Here is a 24,643-nt window from a genome sequence, read left to right as displayed (position 1 = left end):
GTCGCCCACCGGACCAGCCGTAGACGCACGTCGTCTGCGGCTGGTTCGCTGTGCGGCGTGACCACCACGACACCGACGCACCCCGCGCCCCGATCTCTCGGGACGGCCGCGGTCGCCACGACCATCGCGATCCTCGCCCTGTGGTGCATCCGATACTTCGCCGGTGCCTACCCGTGCGCCGTGGAGGAGCTCGTGGGCGCATCGGTCAGGGACGGGGCGCTCGACGCGGTCTCCGCGCTGCGGCCTGACACGTGCCCGCCCGAGTACACCCAGCCGAGCATCGTCTGGCCCGCCCTCACCGTGCTGGCGGGCGCCGCCGTCGTCGTCAGGCTCGGGATGCGACGGTCGAGTCGCAGGATCCGTGCGCTCGGGGTCTCGGTGCTGGTCGTCCTCGCGGTGGCCTGCGTGCTCGTCGCCGCGTGGACGCCGTACCGACCCTGACGACGGCGGCACGAAGCCCCGGTCACCTGTGCGGTGACCGGGGCTTCGCGATGTCTCAGCGACCCTGGTTGGCGACGGCCTTGATGGCCTCCGCGGCAGCCTCCGGGTCGAGGTACGTGCCACCCGGGTTGGTGGGCTTCAGCGTCTCCTCGTCGAGCGTGTAGAGCAGCGGGATGCCGGTGGGGATGTTGATCCCGGCGATCGTCGCGCTGTCCACGTCGTCGAGGTGCTTGACCAGCGCGCGGATCGAGTTGCCGTGCGCCGCGACGAGCACCGTCTTGCCGGAGCGCAGGTCCGGGACGATGTCCGACTCCCAGTACGGCAGCGCCCGCTCGAGGACCTGCTCGAGGGCCTCGGCGCGCGGGATCGGCTCGCCCGCGTAGCGCGGGTCGGCGTCCTGCGAGAACTCCGAGCCGAGCTCGATGTCCGGCGGCGGGAAGTCGTAGGAGCGGCGCCAGAGCATGAACTGCTCCTCGCCGTACTCGTCGAGCGTCTGCTTCTTGTCCTTGCCCTGCAGCGCGCCGTAGTGGCGCTCGTTCAGGCGCCACGAGCGGCGGACGGGGATCCAGTGCCGGTCGGCGGCGTCGAGCGCCAGGTTGGCGGTGGTGATCGCCCGGCGGAGCAGCGACGTGTGCACGACGTCCGGCAGCACGCCGGCGTCGGTCAGCAGCGTCCCGCCGCGCTTGGCCTCCTCGACGCCCTTCTCGGACAGGGCCACATCCACCCAGCCGGTGAACAGGTTCTTGGCATTCCACTCGCTCTCGCCGTGGCGGAGCAGCACGAGGGTGTAGGTCATGGGTCCATCCTGCCGCAGCGCCCGGTGCCGGGCGACGGGACGTCAGTCCCTGGGACGGAGCCTCTCGCCCGCCACGGCGTAGACCTTGAGCAGCTGGTCGGCGGCCGCGTCCCAGCCGAACCGCTCGGCCGCCGGACGTGCCGCGACGCCCATCGCGGCGAGCCGGTCGCGGTCGGCGAGCAAGTCGGCGATCTCGTCGGCCCAGCGCGCCGGGTCGTGGCCGCGGACCAGCCGGCCGGAGACGTCGTGGTCGACGATCGAGCGCAACCCGCCGACGGCCGCGGCGAGGACGGGGACGCCCGCGGCCTGCGCCTCCGCGGCGACCAGCCCGAACGACTCGGAGCGCGACGGCATCGCCACGAGGTCGGCGGCGTGGTACCAGTCCGCGAGCGAGTCGCGGTCGGCCGGCGGGCGCAGGAGCACGTCGTCCTCGACGCCGGTCACGTGCGTGAGCGCACGCAGCTCGCGCACCGACGTCGAGCGACCCGACGGGCCACCGAGCACGACGAGGAGCGGGACGGGCCTGCCCGTCGCCTTGAGGACGCCGAGCGCGCGGACCAGCACGTCGGGGGCCTTGAGCGCCTGGATGCGGCCCGCGAACAGGACCACGTCACGGTCGGCGGGCAGGCCGAGGTCTCGTCGGGCGGCCGCACGCTGCTCCGGCGGCACCGGCGCGAACCGCCGCAGGTCCACACCCGGCTCGACCACGTGCACGCGCTCCGGGTCGGCGCCGTAGAGCTCGACGAGCTCGCGCGCCTCGGCCGGCGTGGACGCGACCAGCGCGTCGGCCTCCGCGACGACGTGCTCCTCCCCCAGCTCACGCGCCGCGGGCTCGGCCTCGTCCCCGGGGGCGAGCGCCGCGTTCTTCACGCGCGCCAGCGTGTGCGCGGTGTGGACCAGCGGCACCTCCCAGCGGTCGGCCGCGATGCGCCCCACCTGCCCGGACAGCCAGTAGTGCGAGTGCACCACGTCGTACCAGCCCGGCCGCCGCGCCGACTCTGTCCGGAGCACGCCCGCCGCCATCCCGCACAGCACGCCCGGCAGGTCGTTCTTGTCGAGCCGCTCGAACGGGCCGGCCGGCACGTGGTGAACCAGCACGGGCGGCACCACGCCCGGCGCGACGTCCTGCGCCAGCAGCACCTCGCGCGAGGCCGCCCGGTCCAGCTCGCGGCCGTCCGCGTCCGTCCCCGGCAGCACCACGGTCTCCGGCAGGTCCGACGACGTCGCGCGCGTGAACACCTCGACCCGCGCACCCCGTGCCGCGAGCGCCTTCGACAGCTCGAGCACGTAGACGTTCATGCCGCCCGCGTCCCCCGTGCCCGGCTGCTCCAGCGGCGAGGTGTGCACGCTGAGCATGGCGACACGCGGGGCGTGGGTCACGTGGGCTCCTTGCGGCGGGCGGGTGGTCTGGTGCCCATTCTCCCGCACGATCCCGCGCTCGGGCGACCGCTCGGCGCCCTCACGGGGCGCGTCCTGCGTCAGACGACCCGCGCGATGCACGCCGCGGCCGGCAGGGGGAGCCGGTCGACGACGGACCCGTCGGCCGCCAGCACCGTCACCGCGCCGCCGATCTGCTCGGCGACGACGGTGCGGCCACCGACCACCAGGTGGTGGCGCGGCCACGACCCGGGCAGGTCGTCCTCGGCGATGGGGGCGACCATGCCGTCGTCGGCCACCCGGAACCGCGCGATCACGTCCGCACCGCGAGCGCCGACGAGCAGCCGGTCACCGTCCAGCGTGACGTGCGACGGCAGGCCGGCCGGGAGCGGCGCGGTCTGGAGCGCCACCCCTTCCGCGTTCTTCCAGCTCAGGACGTGCAGCGTCGCGTCGAGCTCGCCGACGACGTACGCAAACCCGCCGCCGAACGCGACGTGCCGTGGACCGGTGCCCGGCGGGAACGACGCAGCGATGCCGTCCTCGGCGAGGCCGTCGGGGGTGCGGCGGTAGCGGCGGATCTGGTCCGTGCCGAGGTCGACGACCAGGACGTGCTCGCCGGCCGGGTCGAGCGCGACGAAGTGCGCGTGCGGACCCTCCTGGCGGTCCTCCCGCGGGCCGGACCCGGTGTGCGCGAAGACGCGTGAGCTGCCGGTCAAGGCGCCGTCCTCGGCGAGCGGGAACGCCGCGAGCGTGCCGCTGGAGTAGTTGGCGACCAGCAGGGTCCGGGCGTCCGCGTCGAGCAGCACGTGGCACGGGTCGTCGCCGCCGCTGGGGGTCTGCGCCTGCTGGGTCAGCGTGCCGTCGTCGGCGACCGCGAACGCCGTGACCGTGCCGGCCGTGTGCTCGTTGACCGCGTAGAGCACACGGCCGTTCGGGTGCGCGGCGACGAACGAGGGGGACGGGGTGGTCGCGACCTGGACCGCGTCGTGCAGCGTGCCGTCGTCATCGAGGCGAACGCGCCAGATGCCTTCGCCGAGCCCGACGGGGGTGCCGGAGCCGGCGGCCGGGTAGGTGCCGATCCACAGATGAGTCACCGGCCCAGCCTAGGGTGCCCGTTCGCGTCGGACGCGAGAAGGCGGAGGACCCGCGCGAGGCCGGTGCGGCACTCGTCTCTGTACCGGTCGTACAGGTCAGGTCGGCGGTCCGCCGCCCAGCGGACCACGTCGAGCAGCTGCAAGATCGTCATGGCGGCGAGCGTGGCCACGTCGTCGGGGCCGTCCAACCCTGCCGCGCGCGCGAGCTCGTCGAACTCCGCCCACGTGATGGTTCGGTGGCAGACCGCCCAGACGAAGACCCGCTGCACGTCGGTCCACGGCGTCGGGCCCGTCGTGACGTTCCCCCAGTCGATCAGGACAGGTACGTCCGTCCCCCGCGCGACGAGGTTGCGGGGCGCGAGGTCGCCGTGGGCGAGACCGAACGTGAACGGACGCTCGCGCAGCGCCCGGATCGCACGAGCCAGCACCGGCTGGTCGGCAGCGTCGTAGGCTCCGTCGACCAGGAGCCGGTCGGCCGCGCCCAAGCAGGCGAGGTTGTAGTCCAGGTGTGCGCGCCACGCCTCAGCCAGGTCCCGACCGAACCGTGTGAAAAGGTCCGTCGGCGCGCCGTCCAGCTCGATCCGCGCCAGGTCGCGCGCGTAGGCACCGAGCCACCGCCACGGGTCCGCCACCTGGCCCACCTCCGCGACGTATCGCGCGACGAGGAACGGGACGCCGGCCTCGACGCCCGTCGCGACGACGTCCGCCACCGGTATCCCGGCGCGCTGCGCTGCGCCGATCGCCCAGGCCTCCCGCGGGTAGGCGTCGTCATGACCGCGCTCGACGGGGAGCCGGACCACCCAGTCGAACCCGTCGCCCTGCACGCGATGGACGCGGTTCACGACGCCGCTCAGCGGGGTGCTCGACGATGCCGCAGCGCCCAGCCGGCGCACCACGTCGTCGACGATGCGCGCGTCCTCGACTGTCACGGGGATGCGACCTCCGGCGCGAGCCAGCCCGACGGGTCGTCGATGACGCCGGCCAGGACCGTGAGCGCTGCGCCGTCGAGCGCCGGGACGGAGGCAGCACGGGCGACGTCGACGGTCGGCGGAGCCCAGGGGGCCGCGAGGACGTGTGCTCCGAGCGCGGCGAGGACGGGTTCGCGCAGGTGGCTGGCCAGGCGGGCATACGAGCCACCGAGCACCACGTCGGAGATGTCCAGCAGGTTGACGACATTCGCCAGTGCGTGGCCGAGCAGCTCACCCGCCGCTGCGATCGCGCGCAGCGCCGCCTCGTCGCCGTCGTCGGCCGCCGCCGCCAGCGCGTCGATGCCCGCGACCGGTTCCATGCCCGCCGCGCGGAGCATCGCGTCCTGGCCGGCGACGGCCTCGAGCGGACGGCCGTCGGCGACCAGCGTGTGGCCCAGCTCTCCGGCCCAACCGTGCCGACCGGCCAGGATGCGGCCGTCGAGCACCATGGCCGCACCGATGCCGACCTCGCCGGAGACGTAGACAAACGTCGGGTCCTCACGGCGGGCGGCGGCCTCGGCGCGGGCGGCCAGGTCGGCCTCGTTGGCGAGCGCGGGCGGGTGGGCCGCTAGCACGTCCGACGACGCGGCGAGCAGCGTCACCACGTCGACGTCGCGCCAGCCGAGGTTGGGGGCCAGGCGCAGCGGGCCGACGCCGCGGTCGACGAGGCCGGGCAGCGCGAGTGCGGTGCCGGCCAGGCGGGTGCCGGAGGTGGCCGCGGCCGCCTCGTCGACCAGGCCCGCGAGCCGCGCCAGCACGGTGGCCGGGTCGCTCGACCGGTAGTCGCCGTGCACCAGGCGTTCGTGGAGCACGGCACCGGACAGGTCCAGCACGCGCACGCCGAGGTAGTCGACGTTCACCTCCGCCCCCAGGGCGGCGACCGTACCGACCGGGGCAGCGAGCGGGACGGCCGGGCGACCGGCGCGCAGGGCGGGGGCGGGAGCCAGCTCGGCGAGCAGGCCGCCCGCGACGAGGCGGTCGACGAGCGCCGAGACCGTCGCCTTCGTCAGCCCGGTGGCGGCGGCGACGTCGGCGCGGGACGGTGAGGCGTCGGACTCCAGCACCGTGCGCAGCACCAGACCCAGGTTGTGCTCACGCAGGCTGCCCTGCCGTGCCGCCGTGGGTCTCATGGGGCTTGACCCTAGCCGGTTCCGGCCTTAAGTTCATTCATACAACTAATCCCGTCTCAACGCTGAGAGGTTCGTGATGGTGCGCAAGCCCACCCCCGCAGACAAGTTCTCCTTCGGACTCTGGACCGTGGGCTGGAACGCCCAGGACCAGTTCGGCTCGGCCTCGCGGCCGTGGCTCGACCCGGTCGAGTCCGTGCACAAGCTCGCCGAGCTCGGCGCCGCGCACGTGACGTTCCACGACGACGACGTCGTCCCGTTCGGCTCGTCGGACACCGAGCGCGACAAGATCCTCGATCGCTTCCGCGGGGCGCTCGAGGAAACCGGCATCACGGTCGAGATGGTCACGACCAACACGTTCAGCCACCCGATCTTCAAGGACGGCGCATTCACGTCGAACGACCGCCGCGTGCGCCGCTACGGCCTGCGCAAGGTGGTCCGCAACGTCGACCTCGCCGCCTCGCTGGGCGCCGACACGTTCGTCATGTGGGGCGGCCGTGAGGGCGCCGAGTACGACTCGGCCAAGGACCTCAACGCCGCGCACGACCGCTACGCCGAGGGCATCGACACCGTCGCCGCCTACATCAAGGAGAAGGGCTACGGGCTGCGCATCGCCATCGAGCCCAAGCCCAACGAGCCCCGCGGCGACATCCTGCTCCCGACGATCGGGCACGCGCTGGCGCTCATCGCCAAGCTGGAGCACGGCGACATCGTCGGCCTGAACCCCGAGGTGGGTCACGAGCAGATGGCCGGCCTCAACTACACGCAGGGCATCGCGCAGGCGCTGTGGGCGGGCAAGCTCTTCCACATCGACCTCAACGGGCAGAAGTCCATCAAGTACGACCAGGACCTGGTGTTCGGCCACGGCGACCTGTTCTCCGCGTTCGCCACCGTGGACCTCATCGAGAACGGCTTCCCGGGCGGCGGCCCCCGCTACGAGGGCCCGCGCCACTTCGACTACAAGCCGTCGCGCACCGAGGACTTCGGCGGCGTGTGGGACTCGGCCGCGGCCAACATGTCCACGTACATCCTGCTGGCCGAGCGCGCCAAGGCGTTCCGTGAGGACCCCGAGGTCAAGGAGGCGCTCGAGCAGTCCGGCGTGCTCGAGCTCTCGCAGCCGACGCTGGCCGAGGGCGAGACGCTCTCCGACCTGCTCGCCGACACCTCGGCGTTCGAGGAGCTCGACGTCGATGCCGTCGCCGAGCGTGGCTTCGGTTTCGTCCGCCTCAACCAGCTGGCCCTCGAGCACGCGCTCGGCGCCCGCTGACCCATCCCACCGACAAGGTCCGGGCGCCCGCTGCGGGGCGCCCGGGCCTTGTCTGATGCGAAGGAGCATCGACATGACGCTTGTTGCCGGGATCGACTCCTCCACGCAGTCGTGCAAGGTGGTGGTCCGCGACGCGGAGACCGGGGCGCTCGTGCGCCAGGGCCGTGCGTCGCACCCCGACGGGACCGAGGTGGACCCGCGGCACTGGTGGGACGCGCTGCAGACCGCGCTCGACGAGGCCGGCGGGATCGACGACGTCGAGGCCGTCTCGGTCGGCGGCCAGCAGCACGGGATGGTCGCTCTCGACTCGTCCGGTGAGGTGGTCCGCGACGCGCTGCTGTGGAACGACACGCGCTCGGCACAGGCGGCGCTGGACCTGATCGACGAGGCCGGCGGCCCGCAGGCGTGGGCCGACGCGGTCGGCTCGGTGCCCGTCGCGTCGCTGACCGTGACCAAGCTGCGCTGGCTGCGCGACGCCGAGCCTGAGAACGCCGCGCGAGTCGCCGCAGTCGCGCTCCCGCACGACTGGCTGACCTGGCGGCTGTCGGGCTCGACGTCGCTCGACGACCTGGTGACCGACCGCTCGGACGCGTCGGGCACCGGGTACTGGTCGCCGACGACCGGCGAGTACCGCACGGACCTGCTCGAGCTGGCCCTGGGGCACGGAGCACACCTGCCCCGCGTGCTGGGTCCCACGGAGTCGGCGCTGCGCACACCCGGCGGCGTGTTGCTGGGCCCTGGTGCCGGCGACAACGCCGCGGCAGCGCTCGCCCTGGGCCTGCGCCCCGGCGACGTCGCCGTCTCGATCGGCACGTCGGGCGTCGTCAGCGCGATCAGCGGGACGCCGACGAACGACGGGTCCGGCCTGGTGACCGGCTTCGCCGACGCGACGGGCGCCTTCCTGCCGCTGGCCTGCACGCTCAACGCGTCGCGCGTCCTGGACGCCGCGTGCCGGATGCTGGGCGTCGACCATGCGGGCCTGTCCCGGCTCGCGCTGTCCGCCCCCGCCGGCGCCGACGGACTGGTGCTCGTCCCCTACCTCGAGGGCGAGCGCACCCCCAACAAGCCCGACGCGACGGGCGCACTGCACGGCATGCGCCTGGCCAACACGACGCCCGCCCACGTCGCGCGCGCAGCGGTCGAGGGGATGCTCTGCGGACTGGCCGACGGGATCGACGCGCTGCGGGCCCAGGGCGTCGCGGTCGAGCGGCTGTTCCTCATCGGCGGCGGCGCGCAGTCGCAGGCCGTGCGGGAGATCGCGCCGTCCGTGCTCGGGGCCGACGTCCTGGTGCCGACGCCGGGTGAGTACGTGGCCGACGGGGCCGCACGCCAGGCCGCCTGGGTGCTGTCAGGCGCCGACGAGGCACCCGCGTGGAGCGCCACCGCCGACGCGCAGCGCTTCACCGCGCCGGCCGCGGAGCACGTGCGGGCGCAGTACGCCGCCGTGCGCGAGCTCACCGGCACGCGCGCCTGACGCGCACGCACGAGGGGGCCCCGGCGGATGCCGGGGCCCCCTCGTGCGTGCGCGAGATCAGTTCGCGGCCTCAAAGGCGGCGCGGACCTCGGCCGAGATGCGGCCGCGCTCGGAGACGGCCAGCCCCTGGGACTTGGCCCACTCGCGGACGGCGTGCGCGTCCGAGGCGGTGCGGCGTCCGCCGGAGCGGGCGGGACGGGCGGTGGTGGAACGCGCACCGACCTTGCGGGCGTGACCGACCCAGGTGGCCAGGGCGTCACGCAGCTCGGCGGCGCGGGCGGTCGTGAGGTCGATCTCGTAGGTGACGCCGTCCAGACCGAAGGTCACCGTCTCGTCGGCGTCGGTGCCGTCGACGTCGTCCACGAGCAGGACCTGAACCTTCTGTGCCATGTGAGCTCCGATTCACGAATACGGTCGATGCGCCCGACGGGATATGCCGGGGCACCGCTACTATCGCACCGGAATCGGACAATCGTCAAACGTTCGGCGTATTCTTTTCCGCATCGGCACGCTCGGCGTCCCGTTCCGCGGCATCCATTCTCGCCAACGCCTGCCGCTCCGTCCGGTCAGCGTTGATGACGGCGCGCATCCCGAACCAGAACAGGACACCGACGCCGATCGACGGAATCAGCGCGGCGAGAGCCGGTCCCCACTCACCCATGGCGCTCAGACCTGCGGCTTCACGAGCGGGAAAAGGATGGTGTCGCGAATTCCGCGACCGGTGAGCGCGATGAGCAGGCGGTCGATGCCCATGCCCATTCCGCCCGACGGTGGCATCGCGAACTCCATGGCGGTCAGGAAGTCCTCGTCGATCCGCATGGCCTCGTCGTCGCCGCGGGCGGCGAGCGCGGCCTGGGCCTCGAAGCGCTCCCGCTGGATGACGGGGTCGACGAGCTCGGAGTACGCGGTGGCGAGCTCCATGCCGCGCACGTACAGGTCCCACTTCTCGACGAGGCCACGCTTGGTGCGGTGGTCGCGCGTCAGGGGCGACGTCTCCACCGGGAAGTCCCGGACGAACGTCGGCGCCACGAGCGTGGAACCGACGTGGTGCTCCCAGAGCTCCTCGACCATCTTGCCGTGGTTGCGCTGCGCGGGCGCGAGCTCGATCTCAGCCTTCTCCAACAACCGCAACAATGTCTCGTCGTCGGTGTCGTGCGTGATCTCGTTGCCCAGCGCATCACTCAACGAGTCGTACATCGTCAGGTGCGTCCATTCGCCACCGACGTCGTACTCGCTGCCGTCGGCAAGCGTCAGGACGGTGGACCCAAATGCTTCGGCAGCGGCGGTCTGCACCAGGTCCTGCGTCATCGCGGCCATGGTGTCGTAATCGCCGTAGGCCTCGTACGCCTCGAGCATCGCGAACTCCGGCGAGTGCGTCGCGTCGACGCCCTCGTTCCGGAAGTTGCGGTTGATCTCGAAGACGCGCTCCACACCACCCACGGCCGCACGCTTCAGGAACAGCTCCGGCGCGATACGCAGGAACAACGGGATGTCGAATGCATTCATGTGCGTCTCGAACTGACGCGCCGCGGCGCCCTCCGGCCGCACCTGGAGCATCGGGGTCTCGACCTCGATGTACTGACGGCGGTAGAGGTTCTCGCGCACCGAGCGCAGGACGGCGGCCCGCTGGCGCACCATGTCGCGCGAGCGCTGGCTGACCACCAGGTCGACGTAGCGCTGGCGGACCCGCGCCTCCTCGGACAGCTCCGTGCCCTCGTACAGGTTGGGCAGCGGGCGGATCGCCTTGGCGGCCAGGCGCCACTCGTCGGCGAACACCGACAGCTCACCGCGACGCGACGCGATGACCCTGCCGTGCACGAACAGGTGGTCGCCCAGGTCGATGTCGGTCTTGAACGCCGCCAGGCTCTCCTCGCCCACGGCGGCCAGGCTGAGCATGGCCTGCAGGCGGTTGCCCTCACCGTCCTGCAGCGTCGCGAAGCACAGCTTGCCGGTGTTGCGCAGGAAGACGACGCGACCGGCCACGCCCACCTCGTCGTCCGTCTCGGTCCCCGGCTCCAGGTCCGGGTAGTCGGCACGGACCTGAGCGATGGTGTGCGTGCGCGGCACGGAGACCGGGTAGGCCTCGGTGCCCTCCGCCAGCAGCCGGGTGCGCTTGTCCCGCCGGATGCGGATCTGCTCCGGGGTGTCGTCCTCGGCCGGGATCTGGGGTGCTTCGCTCACCCCGTGATCCTACCGACGCCTTCTGGGCGTCCCGGCCCCCGGCGGTGTCTGACCCGTCACGGGGTGGGCGCCAGGTCCAGGGCCAGGTCCAGGATGGGCGAGCTGTGGGTCAGGCCGCCGACGGACAGGTAGTCGACGCCCGTCGTCGCGACCTCCCGCGCCCGGTCCAGGGTCAGGTTGCCGGTGGCCTCGAGCTCGACGGTGTCGTCGACGGCCCGCACCGCGGCGACCACGTCGCCGAGCAGCGGGGTCGGCATGTTGTCGAGCAGCAGGAAGCGCGCGCCGGCAGCGACGGCCTCGAGCGCCTGCTCGGCCGTGTCGGCCTCCACCTGGATCGCGACGTCGGGGAACCGCTCCTGCACGGCCCGCACGGCCGCGGTCACCGAGCCTGCCGCCGCGACGTGGTTGTCCTTGACCATCGCGACGTCGTACAGGCCCATGCGCTTGTTGGTGCCGCCGCCGCAGCGCACGGCGTACTTCTCGAGCGCGCGCAGGCCGGGCGTGGTCTTGCGGGTGTCGAGGACGAGCGCGCCCGTGCCGGCCAGCGCATCGGCCCAGCGGCGCGTGTGCGTGGCGACGCCCGACGCGCGCGACGCGAGGTTGAGCAGCGTGCGCTCGGCGACCAGCAGCACCTGCACCGGCCCGCGCAGGTGCGCGAGCACGTCGCCGCGCGTCACGGCGGTGCCGTCGGGGACGACGACGTCGACGACGGCCCGGGCCAGGCCGAGCCGCTCCGCGACGGCATCCAGCACCACGGGCACGACAATGAGCCCCGCGACGACGCCGTCGGCCCGTGCGACGAGATCCGCCACGCCCTGCTCGTCGGGCGAGATGGTGGCCTGGGACGTCACGTCACGGCCGGGGGCCGCACCCAGGTCCTCGTCGAGCGCAGCCGTCACCACCCGATCGATCGCCGCGGGGTCGGGACCAGGATCGCCGGGCAGCACGGCAGACGCATCGAGCACCCGCCCACGCTACCCGCCACGCCGCACGACCCCGCACCGACCGCCCCCTGCACCGCGTTCCGCCGCCCATGGATGCAGGGATGGTTGCATCGGGCGCGACCGCCAGGGGCGTGCGTGCTGCAACCATCCCTGCATCCACGTGCCGCGCGGGCGCCGTGAGCTACGCGGGCGCAGTCAGGCGAGCGGGGCGCGGGTGGCCGAGAGGGTGCCCGTCGGGGTGAGGGACAGGTTCAGGCGTTCGCGCCAGGCCTCGACCGGCTCGGGGAAGTCCGTGCGGGAGTGCCCGCCGCGGCTCTCCTCGCGCAACAGTGCCGCGTAGGACAGGACGGTCGCGACCTGGTGGATGTTGGTGGTCTCCCACTCGGCGACCTGGGGCGCGGCCAGCCGACGACCGTCGTCGTGCCGGTCCTGCGCGTCGGTGGGGACGCGCCCGAGCGCGCCGAGCGCCGTGCGCAGACCGTCGCCGGAGCGCACCACGCCCGGACCGTCGGAGGCGATGCGCTGCACGCGCGCGCGGGCGGCGGCAGCCACGAGCGCCTCGTCGCCGGTCCGCGGCGACGGCTCGACCTGCGGCAGCGAGCCGTCGGCGACACGTCGGGCGATGTCCCGCGCGGCCCGCGTGGCGAAGACCAGGCCCTCGAGAAGTGAGTTGGACGCGAGCCGGTTGGCGCCGTGCACGCCCGTGCACGCGACCTCACCGACGGCGTACAGGCCGCGCACGGACGTCCGCCCGACGAGGTCCGCGACGACCCCGCCCGAGTGGTAGTGCTGCGCGGGGGCGACGGGGACGAGCTCGGTGGCCATGTCGATGCCGTGCTCGAGAAGCCGCTCGTTGATCGTCGGGAACCGCTTGCGCAGGAACTCCCCACCCAGGTGGCGGGTGTCGAGCCAGACGTGGTCCGAGCCGGTCTCCGCCATGCGGCGGACGATGGCGTGCGCGACGACGTCGCGCGGGGCGAGCTCGGCCATGGGGTGCACGTCGGGCATGAACCGCACGCCGTCGGTGTCGAGGAGCAGCGCACCCTCGCCGCGCACGGCCTCGGACACGAGCGTGAGCTGTCCCTTCACCCCGGAGCCGAGCCACAGCACGGTGGGGTGGAACTGCACGAACTCGATGTCGCCCAGCACGGCGCCCGCGCGCAGGGCGGCCGCGATGCCGTCGCCCGTGGCCTGGACGGGGTTGGTCGAGGAGCGGAACACCTGCCCGATGCCGCCGGTGGCGAGCACGACCGCGCGGCCCAGCGCAGCCCCGACGCCGTCGCGCTGCCCCTCACCGATGACGTGGAGCGTCACGCCGCACGCGGCGCCGGGCGTCCCGTCCGGACCCGGCGGGCCCGTCAGCACGTCGAGCACCAGCGCGTGCTCGATGACCTCGATGCCCGGGTCGTCGCGCACGGCCTCGATCTGCGCGACGAGCGCGCGGGAGATCTCCGCACCCGTGGCGTCACCGCCGGCGTGGGCGATGCGATCGGCGTGGTGGCCGCCCTCGCGGGTCAGGGAGATGCTGCCGTCGGGCGTCGTGTCGAAGACCGCGCCGCGCGCGACGAGCTCGCGCACGCGCGCCGGGCCCTCGGTGACCAGCACCTCGACCGCGCGCGGGTCGCACACGCCCGCGCCGGCCACGAGCGTGTCGGCCAGGTGCGCGGCGGGCGAGTCCGACGGGTCGAGCGCCGCGGCGATGCCGCCCTGCGCCCACACCGTCGAGCCGGACGCGAGCGTGTCCTTGGTGACGAGCAGGACGCGCGGCACGCGCGTGCGCAGCTCGAGCGCGGCGGTCAGGCCGGCGATCCCGGAGCCGACGACGACCGCGTCGGCCTGGACGGTCCAGCCGGGCTGCGGCGCCGCGAGGCGCCGGGCGAGCCGGGGTGCCACAGGTGGTGCGGCGCTCACCGAGCGGTGCCGGAAGGCGTGCCGGAGGCGGTGCCCGAGTGCTGGCCGGGAGTGAGCTCACGCGGGTGCTCGACGAGCTCACGCCCGCGGGCGAAAGGGACGCCGCTGCCCACCAGACCGGACTGCTCGGTCCACTCGGGCGGCACCTGGCCGGGGTCCTCGGACATGTCGACGATCCGGTTCTCGGAGTCGACCAGCACCACGTGCGGGGAGTACGTGCGCGCCTCGGCGTCGGACATCAGCCCGTAGGCGATGAGGATGACGACATCGCCCGGGTGCACCAGGTGCGCGGCGGCGCCGTTGATGCAGATCTGCCCGGAGCCGGCCTCGCCCGCGATCGCGTACGTGATCAGGCGGGAGCCGTTGGTGACGTCGACGATGTCGACCTGCTGCCCGGGCAGCAGGTCCGCCGCGGCGAGCAGGTCGGCGTCCACGGTGACCGAGCCGACGTAGTGCAGGTCCGCCTGGGTCACCGTCGCGCGGTGGATCTTGCCGGTCATCATCGTGCGCTGGAGGGTGGTCATGAGCGGGCCTCCCCGTCGTCGGCGCCCAGCACGAGCGCGGTGTTGTCGATCAAGCGGGTGGCGCCGACGCGGGCGGCGAGGAGCAGGAGCGCGGGGCCCGTGGTCGCGTCGGTGAAGGTGTCGGGGTCGACGAGGGCCACGTAGCCGATCTCGTCGACGGGTGCCAGCGCCGCGCGGGTGGCGTTGAGCACGGCGTGGCGGCCTTCGTCGGACGCCGCCACGCCGGCCCGCAGCGCGGCGGACAGCGCCAGCGCCTGTGCGCGCTGCTCGGCCGACAGGTAGGCGTTGCGGCTGGACAGCGCGAGGCCGTCGTCGTCGCGCACCAGCGTGCCGCCGACCACCTGCACGCCCACCTCGAGGTCGCGGACCATGCGCCGCACCGCCGCGAGCTGCTGGGCGTCCTTCTCGCCGAAGATCGCCACGTCCGGCTGCGTCAGGTGCAGCAGCTTGAGCACGACGGTGAGCACGCCGTCCAGGTGCCCGGGACGCTCCGCGCCCTCGAGCACGTCGCCGATCGCACCCGCGGTGACGCGCACGATCGGGTCGCCGCCCGGGTACATGACGTCGACGTCGGGCGTGAAGACGACGTCGTCGGCGCCCAGCAGACCTGGACCGGTGAGCAGCTCCAGGTCGCGGTCCAGGTCCCGCGGGTAGCGGGCCAGGTCCTCGGTGGGCGCGAACTGCAGCGGGTTGACGAAGATGGTGACGACCACCTGGTCCGCGAGCGTGCGGGCCTGCTCGACGAGCGAGAGGTGGCCGGCGTGCAGCGCGCCCATGGTCATGACGACGGCGCGGCGGTGGGGGTTGCCGCGCACGGGCGCCAGGTCCTGCGCCGCGAGCGCGGCGGCGAGCTCGTCGCGCGTGCGGGCGAGCGTAGGCGTCCCGGTCACTCGTCGTCCTCCGGTCGGTCGGTGGTCTCGTCCTGGTCCAACGATCCCAGACCCGGATCGATGCCCGTCGGGCTCTGCGCGGCGGCTGTGTCCTGCGTCGCATCGTGGAGCGCATCGAGGACGTCCGACGCGGCGGCCGGGGAGATCAGGCCCGCGGCCAGGGCTCGTCCGGCGGCGGACCGCGCCAGAGCACGGTACCCGGCCACGACGTCGACCGCCCCGCTGGCGGCCGCGAGCGCGCCCAGGGCGACCTCGTGCTCGCGCACCGTCCCGGCGTCGCCGCGGCGCACGGGACCGGTCAGCGCGCTGATGGCCCCGACGCCCCGCTCGGCGGCCGGGCCGGACTCGGCGCGCAGCGCACCGTCGAGCGCGGCCTCGAGCAGGGGCGCGAGCATGCGGCCGGGGTCGTCGACGCCCGCGGCGGCCAGCGCCTGCGCGGCCTGCGCGACGAGGACGACGAGGTGGTTCGAGCCGTGCGCCAGCGCCGCGTGGTAGAGCCCGCGGGCGTCCTCGTCGAGCACCACGGGTTCCGCGCCGATCTCGACGACGAGCGCCTGGCCGATGGGCAGCACGGGCGCGGGGGCGGTGACGGCGAACGACGCCCCGACCAGCCGCGTCAGGTCCAGCGAGGTGCCCGTGAACGTCATCGCGGGGTGCAGCGCCAGCGGGATGACGCCGGCGGCGCGCGCCGGGTCCAGGACACCCACGCCGAACCGGCCGGACGTGTGCGCGACGATCTGCCCCGCCTGCCACGCGCCCGTCTCCGCCAGGCCGGCGACCAGCGGCCCGAGCGCGTCGTCGGGCACCGCCAGCAGCACCAGCTCCGAGCGCCGCACCACCTCGGGGACGTCCAGGACGGGTACGCCGGGCAGCAGCTGCTCGGCCCGCTCGCGCGACTCGGCGGACACCGCGCTGACGGCGACGACGGGGTGGCCGGCCGCGCGCAGCGCGGACCCCAGCACCGCTCCCACGCGACCCGCGCCGACGACCCCGACGCCGAGCCGCCCAGGACGGCGGGACGGCTCGCTCATGCGGCCGGTCCGGGATGCACGTCGGGCGCCGTCATCCACTGCTCCGGGGCCGCGACCGCGCGCGCGGTGCGGGCCCGCGCGGCCTGCTCGTCGAGCAGCGCGGCGGCGACGTGCCCGTCGAGGTGCGAGACCGAGGCGCTGACCGGCCCGGGTGTGGAGTGGACGACGAACGACGCGAGGCCCAGCCGGCGCTGCACCGGCCCCTGCGCGAGGCCCAACGACTGCGTGCGCTCGTGCGGGACGAGGTCGAGCTGCCGCGTGAACCGGCCCGAGCGGGCCAGCAGCGCGCGCTCGGTGACCAGCACGCCGTGCCGGCGCCAGCCCAGCGGGTCGACCCAGCGGGCGCGGCGCGGGGCGGGGGTGAAGCCGCCGTCGTCGTCGCGGCCGTGCAGGGCGGCGTCGAGGGTGGCCTGCGGGTCGGGCACGCCCAGGTCGGGGAGCACGAGCCACACGGCGGTCATGGCCTCGGCGAGAGTCGCGACCGGGTGCAGGACCGTCTCGCTGGCCTGGTCCTTGCTCTGGCCGTACCCCGCCACGTTGATCTCGATGCGCCACCAGTCCGGCCCGCGCCACCACAGGCCCTGGCTCAGCCGGATCGCCTGCACCCGCCCGGGCGGGACGGTCTGCGCGCGCGACTCGGTCAGGCCGTGCCGCAGCCGGATGCCGTCGGGCGAGATCGCGGCACGGAACCCGGCGCCCTGGTTGATGCGCGTCCACATGAACCCGGCCGAGCCCAGCAGCGCGGGGAACAGCACGAACGCGGCGCCCACGTCGCGCGCCAGGATCATCGCGACCACCGTCGCGACGACCACCACGACCAGCGCCACCGCACCCCCCGAGCGCAGGCTCGCCCACAGCAGGCGCGGCATCGGCAGCTCGTAGACCGGGCGTTCCGGAGCCTCGCTGAAGACCGTGCGGATCGGGTCGGCCGGCGCGCGACGCTTGGTGAGCGACGGCCTCGTCGGCGGGACGTCCTGCGCGGCGTCGACGGCGGACTTGATCGGTGCGTCGGCCTCGGCGACGCCGGGCTCATCTCCTGTCGTCGGCCGCTGCAGCCCGGCCGCGAGCGCGAGCAGCTCGGTGCGCAGCGCGTCGGCGTCCGCCTCCTTGAGGAACGCGAGCGACACCGCGGACCCGTGCCCGCCCGCGACCTCGAGCTTGAGCTCGGACAGCCCGACGAGGCGCGCGAGCAGCGGCTGCACCACGTCGACGGCCTGCAGCCGGTCGAGGCGCGCCTGTCGCTGCTGGCGGAACACGATGCCCGTCTGCAGGTGCACGGCGTCGTCGGTGACGTTGAACCTCGTGGCCCGCCACGCCAGCGCCGAGTACACCGACACGATCAGCGCGACGACGACCAGGCCCACCAGGATCCACGCCCACACGTGCACGTCGTGCACCTTCGACAGCTCGCGCAGGTTCTCGCCGAGCTGGTACCAGGACACGGCCAGGACCGCGACGACGATCTTCCAGCCCTTGATCGCCGGGGTCGTCGGGTGCATGCGACGCCAGTGACCGTCCTCGGCCGGTGTCGGCACCCGCCCCGAACGCCCGAGGCCGACGTCCGGCAGACGCCCGTCGCTCACAACCCCGCCAGCCGCGCCTCGCCGCGCGACGCCAGACGCTCCCGCAACCGCGCCGCCTCCTGCGGCGGCAGCCCGTGGATCGTCGCCGAGGTCGCCGACGCCGCGGTGTGCAGCTGCACCGACGCGATCCCGAACTTGCGCGACAGGGGCCCGGCCGTGACGTCGATGTACTGCATGCGGCCGTACGGCACGACGACCATCTGCCTGAACATGATGCCGCGCCGGATCAGCAGGTCGTCGGCGCGCTCCGCGTAACCCATCGCGCGCACCTGCCGCCGCGTCACCACCGCGATGCTCACGCCGACGACGAGCACGACGACCACCGGCAGCCACAGCCACGGCCCGCCCACAGCGATCGCGATCACGACGATCACGATCAGCAGCGGGAGCAGCACGAACGCCGCCGACGTCAGTCGCGCGGCCGCCAACCGCGGCGACACCGCCGTCCACGTCACGTCGGCCGGGGCGAACGGCTCGCTCGGAGAGGTCATGGGGCCATCCTCGCACCGCGACCAGCTCCGCTGGACGAGCCCGTCGAGCGGTCGACGTGGCTGCGTCTCCGGCATCCTCGACGTGATACCTGATCTGATATGTTTTTGCGATGTCCGGTGCCCCACTCATCCACGACGTGCGACGTGCTGCCGGCCTCACCCAGCGAGAGCTGGCCGAGCTGGCGGGTACGTCGCAGCCCGCTGTCGCACGGTACGAGGCGGGCGTCTCGTCCCCGACCGTCGCGACTCTCGAGCGGCTCGTCGCGGCAGCCGGCGCGCGGCTCCAGCTGGACGCGATCCCGTCCCGCCACACGCTGAATTCCCGCACTCCTCGCATGACGCAGCTGCGTGCGCGGCGCGCGGAGGTCCTCGCGGCAGCACGCCGACACGGCGCACGGAACGTTCGCGTGTTCGGCTCGGTCGTTCGCGGCGAGGACGGTCCCGACTCCGACATCGATCTGCTGGTCGACATGGACGTCCAGCGCGTCGGTCTGTTGCCCGCCGACGACCTTCGGCTCGAGCTCGAGGAGATCCTCGACCAACGCGTCGACGTCGCTGTGGAGTCGATCCTCGCTCCCCACGTCGCGCCATCCGCACTCGCCGAGGCGGTCGCGCTGTGAGCCGAGGTCGGACGCAGGAGCAGTGGCTCACCGACATCGTCGTCGCCGTCGCCGCGATCCGCCGCGCCGAGGCACTCCAGGAGCACCTGGACGCCCTGGTGCCCGACGACACCGCGGACCTCCAGTCCGTCGTCGCCGACACCCTGACCTTGCGGATCATGGCGATCGGCGAGGCCGTCAAGCACCTGGACGCAAACCTGACCGCGCAACGACCCGAGGTCTCGTGGCAGTCGATCGTGCGCATGCGCGACCTGCTCTCGCACCACTACCACCGCCGTGACCTGGCGGTCGTCCGCGCAACCGTCGACGACCACCTGGGCCCGCTGGGTGCCGCCGTGGAGGCCCTGCTCGCCGCCATCGACGTGCCGCGGGAGTCCTCCGACGACTGACGCCCTCGGTCGTCAGGAGTGCGTCGGCGTGGACGGGCGCTTCTCCGCGTCGGGCTCGGCCGGGGGGATGCGGCAGAACGCCTCGACGACCAGGCCGACGACGAGCATCGCGACCGCACCCAGCGCGGCGAGGGCGGCGGCCCAGGCGCGCTGGCCGGTGTTCGCGACGTCGCCGAGCTGCGTCAGGCGCACCGTGAGCTGACCGCCGTACCAGCCGACCAGCAGCGCGCCGGTGTAGCACGCGGCCTTGGCCAGCACGGCTGTGCGGGCCGCGCGGATCGGGTCCAGGCTGGGGCGCTTGCCTCGCAGGTACTGGCGCACGTGCCAGCCCATGACGAAGACGACCGCGGCGATGACCAGCTCCACGCCGCCCACGAGCCACGACACCTCGGGCAGCGTGGCCCCGCGGTCGTACATGGCGTGCATGAGCAGCCACGTGACGACCCCGACGACGAGGGCGACCGCGACGAGCGTCTGCCAGCGGGTGCGGCTGATCACGCCGGCGCCACCGGGTTGCCGTCGTGCGATGCGTGCTGGGCGGCGGGCGCGGGCTGGTGCGCGTCCGGTTCCGGTGCCGCGGCCGGGACCGGAGCGGTCAGCCAGTCGAGCGCCAGCCAGCGCACACCGTCGCGGTCGGGTGCGGTCGCGGCCAGCGCTGCGACCGGGCCGCCGCCCAGGCCGGGCAGCGTCGCGTCGGGCGCCACCTGCGCCCAGGGCTGCAGCACGAACGCCCGCTCGTGCGCACGCGGGTGCGGGACCTCCAGGTCGTCGGACACCGCCGTGAGCGTTCCGTACACGATGATGTCGACATCGAGGGTGCGCGGGCCCCAGTGCTCGATGCGCTCGCGGCCGTGCAGCTGCTCGACGGACTGCGTCGCACGCAGCAGGTCGCGCGCGGACAAGGTGGTGCGGGCCAGGACCACCGCGTTGAGGAAGTCGGGCTGCTCCGGTCCGCCGACGGGTGCCGTCCGGGCCAGCGGCGAGACGTCGACGACCTGCACGCCGGGCACGTCGCCCAGGTCGCTGACCGCGCGGCGCAGCGTGTCCTGCGGCGCGCCCAGGTTGGAGCCGAGCGCGAGCACCACGTCGACGGGCGCGTCCGGGGTGCGGTCGAACTGGTCGGTGATCACCTCGCCGGTGGCGGGGCTCGGGACCTGCTCCTGCTCCGGGCTCGGGGCGCCGATCGCGTCCGGGCCTTCGTCCGGCACGACCGAGGGGACCACGTCCGGCACCGTCGCGTGCACGCCGTCCGGCAGTGCACCCTCGGGCGCGGGCGCGACCAGGAGGCCGGCGCCCACGGCCGCGACGGGCGCGGTGCCGGGAGCGATCGCGGGAGCCTCCAGCGGCGCAGGGACCGGGGGCAGGGCGGGAGCGGCGGGCGAGCCCGGCGCGGGCGTCACGGGGAACGCGGCCGTGGGCGTCGGTCCGGAGCGGGTAGCGGCGGGTGTGGGGTGCCGGTCCGACGCGGCCACGTACGGCTCGGCGGCGGGCAGCTTGGTGCGGTCGCGGCGGATCGCGACGACGACGTCGCCGAACGGCACCTCGATGGGCGCCTGCGGCTTGTGCACGGCCACGTCGACGGCCTGAACGATGGGGTGCGCCAGCACGGTCGCGGCGATGCGCTCGGCGACCGTCTCGATGAGGTCGACCGGTTCGCCCTCCAGGACGGCCGCGATCTCGATCGCGAGCTCGCCGTAGTGCAGCGTGTGCGTGAGGTCGTCGCGCGCGGCGGCACGGCGGGTGTCCAGGTGCACGACGACGTCCGCGACGAACGTCTGCCCCTCGCGGCGCTCGTGCTCGAACACGCCGTGGTAGCCGGTCGCGGTGATGCCGCTCAGGCGGATCTGGTCCAGGCGGCGACGCTGGTCGTCGACCACGGCCCCTTCGTCGAACTGGCTCACCGGCCCGTCCCTCCCGTTCGTGCGTCCTCGTCGACCGCAAGCTCGTCGTCCGATCCTTGCGCAGCCTGCCACGCACCGGCGACACGCACAGCATCCACCGACGCCGGCACGTCGTGGACGCGCACGCACCAGGCGCCGTTCGCCGCGGCGAGCGCACTGATCGCGGCCGTCGCGTGGTCACGCGCCAGCGGCGGCGCCGGGGTGCCGTCCGAGCCCGCGAGCAGGTGGCCGAGGAAGCGCTTGCGGCTCGCGCCGACCAGCACGGGGTAGCCGTCGGCGACGAGCTCGGGCAGTCGGGCCAGCAGCGGCCAGTTGGCGGCGCCCGGCTTCGCGAAGCCCAGGCCCGGGTCCAGGACCAGCTGGCCGTCGTGCACCCCGGCGGCCCGCAGCGCGGCGCGCCGGTCCGCCAGCTCGCGGCGCACGTCGGCGACCACGTCGTCGTACTGCGCGTGGTCGTCCATGACGTCCGCGTGGCCGCGCCAGTGCATGACGACGTAGGCGACGCCCGTGCGCGCGACGACCTCCGCCATGTCGTCGTCGGCCAGCCCGCCCGACACGTCGTTCACCAGGACCGCGCCCCGCTCGACGGCCGCGGCGGCCACCTGGGCGCGCGTCGTGTCGACGCTCACCGCGGCGCCGCGCTGCGCGAGCGCCTCGATCACCGGCAGCACGCGCTCGAGCTCCTCCTCGACCGGCACGCGTCGCGCGCCCGGCCGGGTGGACTCCCCGCCCACGTCCAGGACGTCCGCACCCTGCTCGAGCATCGTCAGCCCGTGCGCGACCGCCGCATTCGGCGTGTACCAGCGACCACCGTCCGAGAACGAGTCCGGCGTCACGTTGACGACGCCCATCACCAGCGTGCGGTCCGCCGCGCGCAGGCGGTCCGGCAGCGGAGCCGGTCCTCGGGGTGTCACGGGAGCGATCGTAGGCGTCGGCGACGACGGACGGGAGACCGCGTCAGCGGCCCAGCACCAGGCTCATCGCCTCGGCGCGGGTGGCCACGTCGCGCATCTGCCCGCGCACGGCCGACGTCACCGTCCGCGAGCCGGGCTTGCGCACGCCGCGCATCGACATGCACAGGTGCTCGCACTCGACGACGACGAGCACGCCGCGGGGCTGCAGCCCCTCGACGAGCGCGTCGGCGATCTGCGACGTCAGCCGCTCCTGCACCTGCGGGCGACGCGCGTACACGTCGACGAGCCGCGCCAGCTTGGACAGGCCCGTGATGCGGCCGTCGGCGCCGGGGATGTAGCCGACGTGCGCGACGCCGTGGAACGGCACCAGGTGGTGCTCGCACGTCGAGTACACCTCGATGTCCTTGACCAGCACCATCTCCTCGTGACCGAGGTCGAACGTGGTGGTCAGGACGTCGGCCGGCTCCTGGAAGAGCCCGGCGAAGATCTCCCGGTAGGAGCGTGCGACGCGGGCCGGCGTCTCCTTGAGCCCCTCCCGGTCGGGGTCCTCGCCCACCGCGAGCAGCAGCTCGCGGATGGCGCGCTCGACGCGGTCCTGGTCGTACTCCCCGACCGCCCCGTCCGGGAACCCGATGGGGTCGACCATCACGCCTCCGGCATCTCGTTCGGCGGCACCTCGACCGCCTCGGCGGCGGGGTGCTCGGCGTGCGCGGCGGCGGCCTCGTCCTCCGGGATGATCGTCTTGCCGTTGGTCAGGGACTTCTCCCCCTTGCCGAGCACCGGCGGACGGTCGGAGACCGCGCGCTGGTCGCTGGACAGCCACACCTGGCGCGCGTCGCGCTTGACCACCGGCTTGAAGATCTCGGCCAGCTCCTCCGCGTTGAGCGTCTCCTTCTCGAGAAGCTCGGTGACGAGGTGGTCGAGCACGTCGCGGTACTGGACCAGGACCTCCCACGCCTCGTCGTGCGCGCGCTCGACGAGCGCGCGCACCTCGAGGTCGATGGAGCCGGCGATGTCCTCGGAGTAGTCGCGCTGGTGGCCGACGTCGCGGCCCAGGAACATCTCCGACGACTCCTGGCCGAACTTGATCGCACCCAGGCGCGAGCTCATGCCGAACTGCGTCACCATGCGGCGCGCCGTGGCGGTCGCCTTCTCGATGTCGTTGCTGGCACCCGTGGTCGGGTCGTGGAAGACGAGCTCCTCCGCGACGCGGCCACCCATGGCGTAGGCGAGCTGGTCGAGCAGCTCGTTGCGCGTCGTCGAGTACTTGTCCTCGAGCGGCATGACCATCGTGTAGCCGAGCGCGCGGCCGCGGGGCAGGATCGTCACCTTGGTCACCGGGTCGGTGTACCGCATGGCCGCCGCCACCAGGGCGTGGCCGCCCTCGTGGTACGCGGTGATCTTCTGCTCCTTGATGTTCATCGCGCGCGTCCGCTTCTGCGGGCCGGCGATGACGCGGTCGATCGCCTCGTCGAGGGCCTTGTCGTCGATGACCTGCGCGTTGTTGCGCGCGGTGAGAAGCGCGGCCTCGTTCAGCACGTTGGCCAGGTCGGCACCCGTGAAGCCGGGGGTGCGGCGCGCGACGGCCGTCAGGTCGACGTGCGGCGCCATCGGCTTGCCCTGCGAGTGCACCGTCAGGATCCGCTCGCGGCCCTTGAGGTCCGGCGGCTCCACGGCGACCTGGCGGTCGAAGCGGCCCGGACGCAGCAGGGCCGGGTCCAGGATGTCCGGGCGGTTGGTCGCGGCGATGAGGATGACGTTCGTCTTGACGTCGAAGCCGTCCATCTCGACCAGCATCTGGTTGAGGGTCTGCTCGCGCTCGTCGTGCCCGCCGCCCAGGCCGGCCCCACGATGGCGACCCACCGCGTCGATCTCGTCGACGAAGATGATGGCCGGGCTGTTCTCCTTGGCCTGCTGAAACAGGTCGCGCACGCGGCTGGCGCCGACGCCGACGAACATCTCGACGAAGTCCGAGCCGGAGATCGAGTAGAACGGCACGCCCGCCTCACCCGCGACGGCGCGGGCCAGCAGCGTCTTGCCGGTTCCCGGCGGGCCGTACAGCAGGACGCCCTTGGGGATCTTGGCACCGACCGCCAGGAACTTGGCGGGCTCGGCGAGGAACTCCTTGATCTCCTGGAGCTCGTCGAGCGCCTCGTCGACCCCCGCCACGTCCGCGAACGTGACCTGCGGCGACTCCTTGTTGGCCAGCTTGGCGCGCGACTTGCCGAAGCTCATGACGCGCGAGCCGCCGCCCTGCATGTTGGACATGAGGAACCAGAAGACGGCCAGGATGATGACGAACGGGATGACGATGCTCAGCAGCCCGGACCACCACGACGGCTGCGGGTTGATGGAGTTGTAGCCCTTGGGCGGGTCGGCGTCGGCGACGGCCGTGACGACCTTCTCCCCCTCGGGCGCGGTGTACCCGAAGTACACGCGCTTGCCGAGGTTGTCGTCACCCTGCTTGTAGTCGTCCTTGAGCGTCAGGTCGACCCGCTGCGTGCCGTCGGTGATCTTGGCCTGCTCCACCGCCCCCTGCGTGGCCAGCAGCTTGAGGCCGTCGGAGGTGTCGATCGCGGAGATCTTGGGTGAGGCCAACGTGCTCATGCCGATCCAGATGAGGATCACGGCGATGAGGACCCACAGGAAGGGGCCACGGGCGAGGCGCTTGAAGTTCATCGGCGGTCGGGACGAGCCCTTCCTCCTGTGTTCGCGGGGAC

The 24,643-nt window shown here is 73.6% G+C and carries 25 protein-coding genes; 5 read left to right on the top strand and 20 right to left on the bottom strand.

Going from position 1 to position 24,643, the window contains the following annotated elements; translation table 11 throughout:
- Positions 1–57 precede the first annotated feature (57 nt).
- Entirely contained in the window at positions 58–441 is a 384-nt protein-coding gene (locus IC607_RS10615) for a hypothetical protein (protein ID WP_191787351.1), read from the top strand.
- Positions 442–496: 55 nt separating this feature from the next.
- Here IC607_RS10615 and IC607_RS10610 read toward each other — a convergent pair whose 3' ends face one another.
- From IC607_RS10610 to IC607_RS10590, 5 genes are all read right to left on the bottom strand, one after another.
- Positions 497–1,237: a phosphoglyceromutase gene (locus IC607_RS10610; RefSeq protein ID WP_191787350.1), complete on the bottom strand. Its 741-nt coding sequence runs from the start codon at positions 1,235–1,237 to the stop codon at positions 497–499.
- Between the two features lie 42 nt (positions 1,238–1,279).
- Positions 1,280–2,593: a glycosyltransferase gene (locus IC607_RS10605; protein WP_191787756.1), complete on the bottom strand. Its 1,314-nt coding sequence runs from the start codon at positions 2,591–2,593 to the stop codon at positions 1,280–1,282.
- Positions 2,594–2,715: 122 nt separating this feature from the next.
- The gene (locus tag IC607_RS10600) at positions 2,716–3,708 is read right to left on the bottom strand and encodes a lactonase family protein (protein ID WP_191787349.1); all 993 of its coding nucleotides are present in this window, start codon (positions 3,706–3,708) and stop codon (positions 2,716–2,718) included.
- Complete coding sequence (locus IC607_RS10595) at positions 3,705–4,637, bottom strand: aminoglycoside phosphotransferase family protein (RefSeq protein ID WP_191787348.1); 933 nt, start codon at positions 4,635–4,637, stop codon at positions 3,705–3,707. Before IC607_RS10595 ends, IC607_RS10600 begins: the two co-directional genes overlap by 4 nt.
- A complete protein-coding gene (locus IC607_RS10590) occupies positions 4,634–5,806 on the bottom strand; it encodes an ROK family transcriptional regulator (protein ID WP_191787347.1) in 1,173 nt (390 codons plus the stop codon). The genes IC607_RS10595 and IC607_RS10590 overlap by 4 nt, the downstream gene beginning before the upstream one ends.
- A 76-nt stretch (positions 5,807–5,882) precedes the next feature.
- Here IC607_RS10590 and xylA point away from each other — a divergent pair, with 76 nt between their 5' ends.
- Both xylA and xylB read left to right on the top strand, forming a co-directional pair.
- Positions 5,883–7,070 (top strand): xylose isomerase, encoded by a 1,188-nt coding sequence (gene xylA / locus IC607_RS10585; RefSeq protein WP_191787346.1) that lies wholly within the window; start codon positions 5,883–5,885, stop codon positions 7,068–7,070.
- A gap of 73 nt (positions 7,071–7,143) precedes the next feature.
- Complete coding sequence (gene xylB / locus IC607_RS10580; RefSeq protein WP_191787345.1) at positions 7,144–8,544, top strand: xylulokinase; 1,401 nt, start codon at positions 7,144–7,146, stop codon at positions 8,542–8,544.
- Positions 8,545–8,601: 57 nt separating this feature from the next.
- Here the strand turns inward: xylB and IC607_RS10575 are convergent, their stop codons facing one another.
- The 10 genes from IC607_RS10575 to IC607_RS10530 form a co-directional block, all read right to left on the bottom strand.
- The gene (locus IC607_RS10575) at positions 8,602–8,934 is read right to left on the bottom strand and encodes an Lsr2 family protein (protein WP_191787344.1); all 333 of its coding nucleotides are present in this window, start codon (positions 8,932–8,934) and stop codon (positions 8,602–8,604) included.
- Between the two features lie 85 nt (positions 8,935–9,019).
- Positions 9,020–9,205, bottom strand: a complete 186-nt coding sequence (locus tag IC607_RS10570; RefSeq protein ID WP_191787343.1) for a hypothetical protein — start codon at positions 9,203–9,205, stop codon at positions 9,020–9,022.
- 5 nt (positions 9,206–9,210) lie between these two features.
- Positions 9,211–10,725: a lysine--tRNA ligase gene (gene lysS, locus IC607_RS10565; RefSeq protein WP_191787342.1), complete on the bottom strand. Its 1,515-nt coding sequence runs from the start codon at positions 10,723–10,725 to the stop codon at positions 9,211–9,213.
- A 56-nt stretch (positions 10,726–10,781) separates the two neighbouring features.
- Entirely contained in the window at positions 10,782–11,690 is a 909-nt protein-coding gene (gene nadC / locus IC607_RS10560) for a carboxylating nicotinate-nucleotide diphosphorylase (protein ID WP_191787341.1), read from the bottom strand.
- 174 nt (positions 11,691–11,864) lie between these two features.
- Positions 11,865–13,580, bottom strand: coding sequence for an L-aspartate oxidase (locus IC607_RS10555; RefSeq protein ID WP_191787340.1), 1,716 nt, complete (start codon positions 13,578–13,580; stop codon positions 11,865–11,867).
- Positions 13,577–14,104: an aspartate 1-decarboxylase gene (gene panD / locus IC607_RS10550; protein ID WP_191787339.1), complete on the bottom strand. Its 528-nt coding sequence runs from the start codon at positions 14,102–14,104 to the stop codon at positions 13,577–13,579. Before panD ends, IC607_RS10555 begins: the two co-directional genes overlap by 4 nt.
- Entirely contained in the window at positions 14,101–14,994 is an 894-nt protein-coding gene (gene panC / locus IC607_RS10545) for a pantoate--beta-alanine ligase (RefSeq protein WP_191787338.1), read from the bottom strand. Before panC ends, panD begins: the two co-directional genes overlap by 4 nt.
- A complete protein-coding gene (locus tag IC607_RS10540; protein ID WP_191787337.1) occupies positions 14,991–16,025 on the bottom strand; it encodes a Rossmann-like and DUF2520 domain-containing protein in 1,035 nt (344 codons plus the stop codon). The genes panC and IC607_RS10540 overlap by 4 nt, the downstream gene beginning before the upstream one ends.
- On the bottom strand, positions 16,022–17,524 hold the full coding sequence (locus IC607_RS10535) for a PH domain-containing protein (protein ID WP_191787336.1): 1,503 nt from the start codon (positions 17,522–17,524) through the stop codon (positions 16,022–16,024). The genes IC607_RS10540 and IC607_RS10535 overlap by 4 nt, the downstream gene beginning before the upstream one ends.
- 80 nt (positions 17,525–17,604) lie before the next feature.
- Positions 17,605–18,099 (bottom strand): PH domain-containing protein, encoded by a 495-nt coding sequence (locus IC607_RS10530; protein ID WP_191787335.1) that lies wholly within the window; start codon positions 18,097–18,099, stop codon positions 17,605–17,607.
- Positions 18,100–18,209: 110 nt separating this feature from the next.
- Between IC607_RS10530 and IC607_RS10525 the strand changes: the two genes are divergently transcribed.
- The gene (locus IC607_RS10525; protein ID WP_191787334.1) at positions 18,210–18,719 is read left to right on the top strand and encodes a helix-turn-helix domain-containing protein; all 510 of its coding nucleotides are present in this window, start codon (positions 18,210–18,212) and stop codon (positions 18,717–18,719) included.
- Entirely contained in the window at positions 18,716–19,108 is a 393-nt protein-coding gene (locus IC607_RS17450) for a HepT-like ribonuclease domain-containing protein (protein ID WP_191787333.1), read from the top strand. The genes IC607_RS10525 and IC607_RS17450 overlap by 4 nt, the downstream gene beginning before the upstream one ends.
- Before the next feature lie 12 nt (positions 19,109–19,120).
- On the opposite strand, the gene IC607_RS10515 is transcribed toward IC607_RS17450, so the two are convergent.
- The 5 genes from IC607_RS10515 to ftsH are packed head-to-tail and all read right to left on the bottom strand — an operon-like array spanning position 19,121 to position 24,602.
- Entirely contained in the window at positions 19,121–19,606 is a 486-nt protein-coding gene (locus IC607_RS10515) for a DUF3180 domain-containing protein (RefSeq protein ID WP_370526136.1), read from the bottom strand.
- On the bottom strand, positions 19,603–21,009 hold the full coding sequence (gene folK, locus IC607_RS10510; protein ID WP_370526135.1) for a 2-amino-4-hydroxy-6-hydroxymethyldihydropteridine diphosphokinase: 1,407 nt from the start codon (positions 21,007–21,009) through the stop codon (positions 19,603–19,605). The genes IC607_RS10515 and folK overlap by 4 nt, the downstream gene beginning before the upstream one ends.
- The gene (gene folP / locus IC607_RS10505) at positions 21,006–21,923 is read right to left on the bottom strand and encodes a dihydropteroate synthase (RefSeq protein WP_370526134.1); all 918 of its coding nucleotides are present in this window, start codon (positions 21,921–21,923) and stop codon (positions 21,006–21,008) included. The genes folK and folP overlap by 4 nt, the downstream gene beginning before the upstream one ends.
- Positions 21,924–21,966: 43 nt before the next feature.
- Entirely contained in the window at positions 21,967–22,569 is a 603-nt protein-coding gene (gene folE, locus IC607_RS10500; protein ID WP_191787332.1) for a GTP cyclohydrolase I FolE, read from the bottom strand.
- The gene (gene ftsH / locus IC607_RS10495) at positions 22,569–24,602 is read right to left on the bottom strand and encodes an ATP-dependent zinc metalloprotease FtsH (RefSeq protein ID WP_191787331.1); all 2,034 of its coding nucleotides are present in this window, start codon (positions 24,600–24,602) and stop codon (positions 22,569–22,571) included. The genes folE and ftsH overlap by 1 nt, the downstream gene beginning before the upstream one ends.
- Between the last annotated feature and the right edge of the window lie 41 nt (positions 24,603–24,643).

The organism is Cellulomonas sp. JH27-2 (assembly GCF_014837175.1).
GTDB lineage: Bacteria > Actinomycetota > Actinomycetes > Actinomycetales > Cellulomonadaceae > Cellulomonas.
Note: the sequence above shows the minus strand (reverse complement) of the source record. Positions and strands in the feature narration are given on the sequence as shown.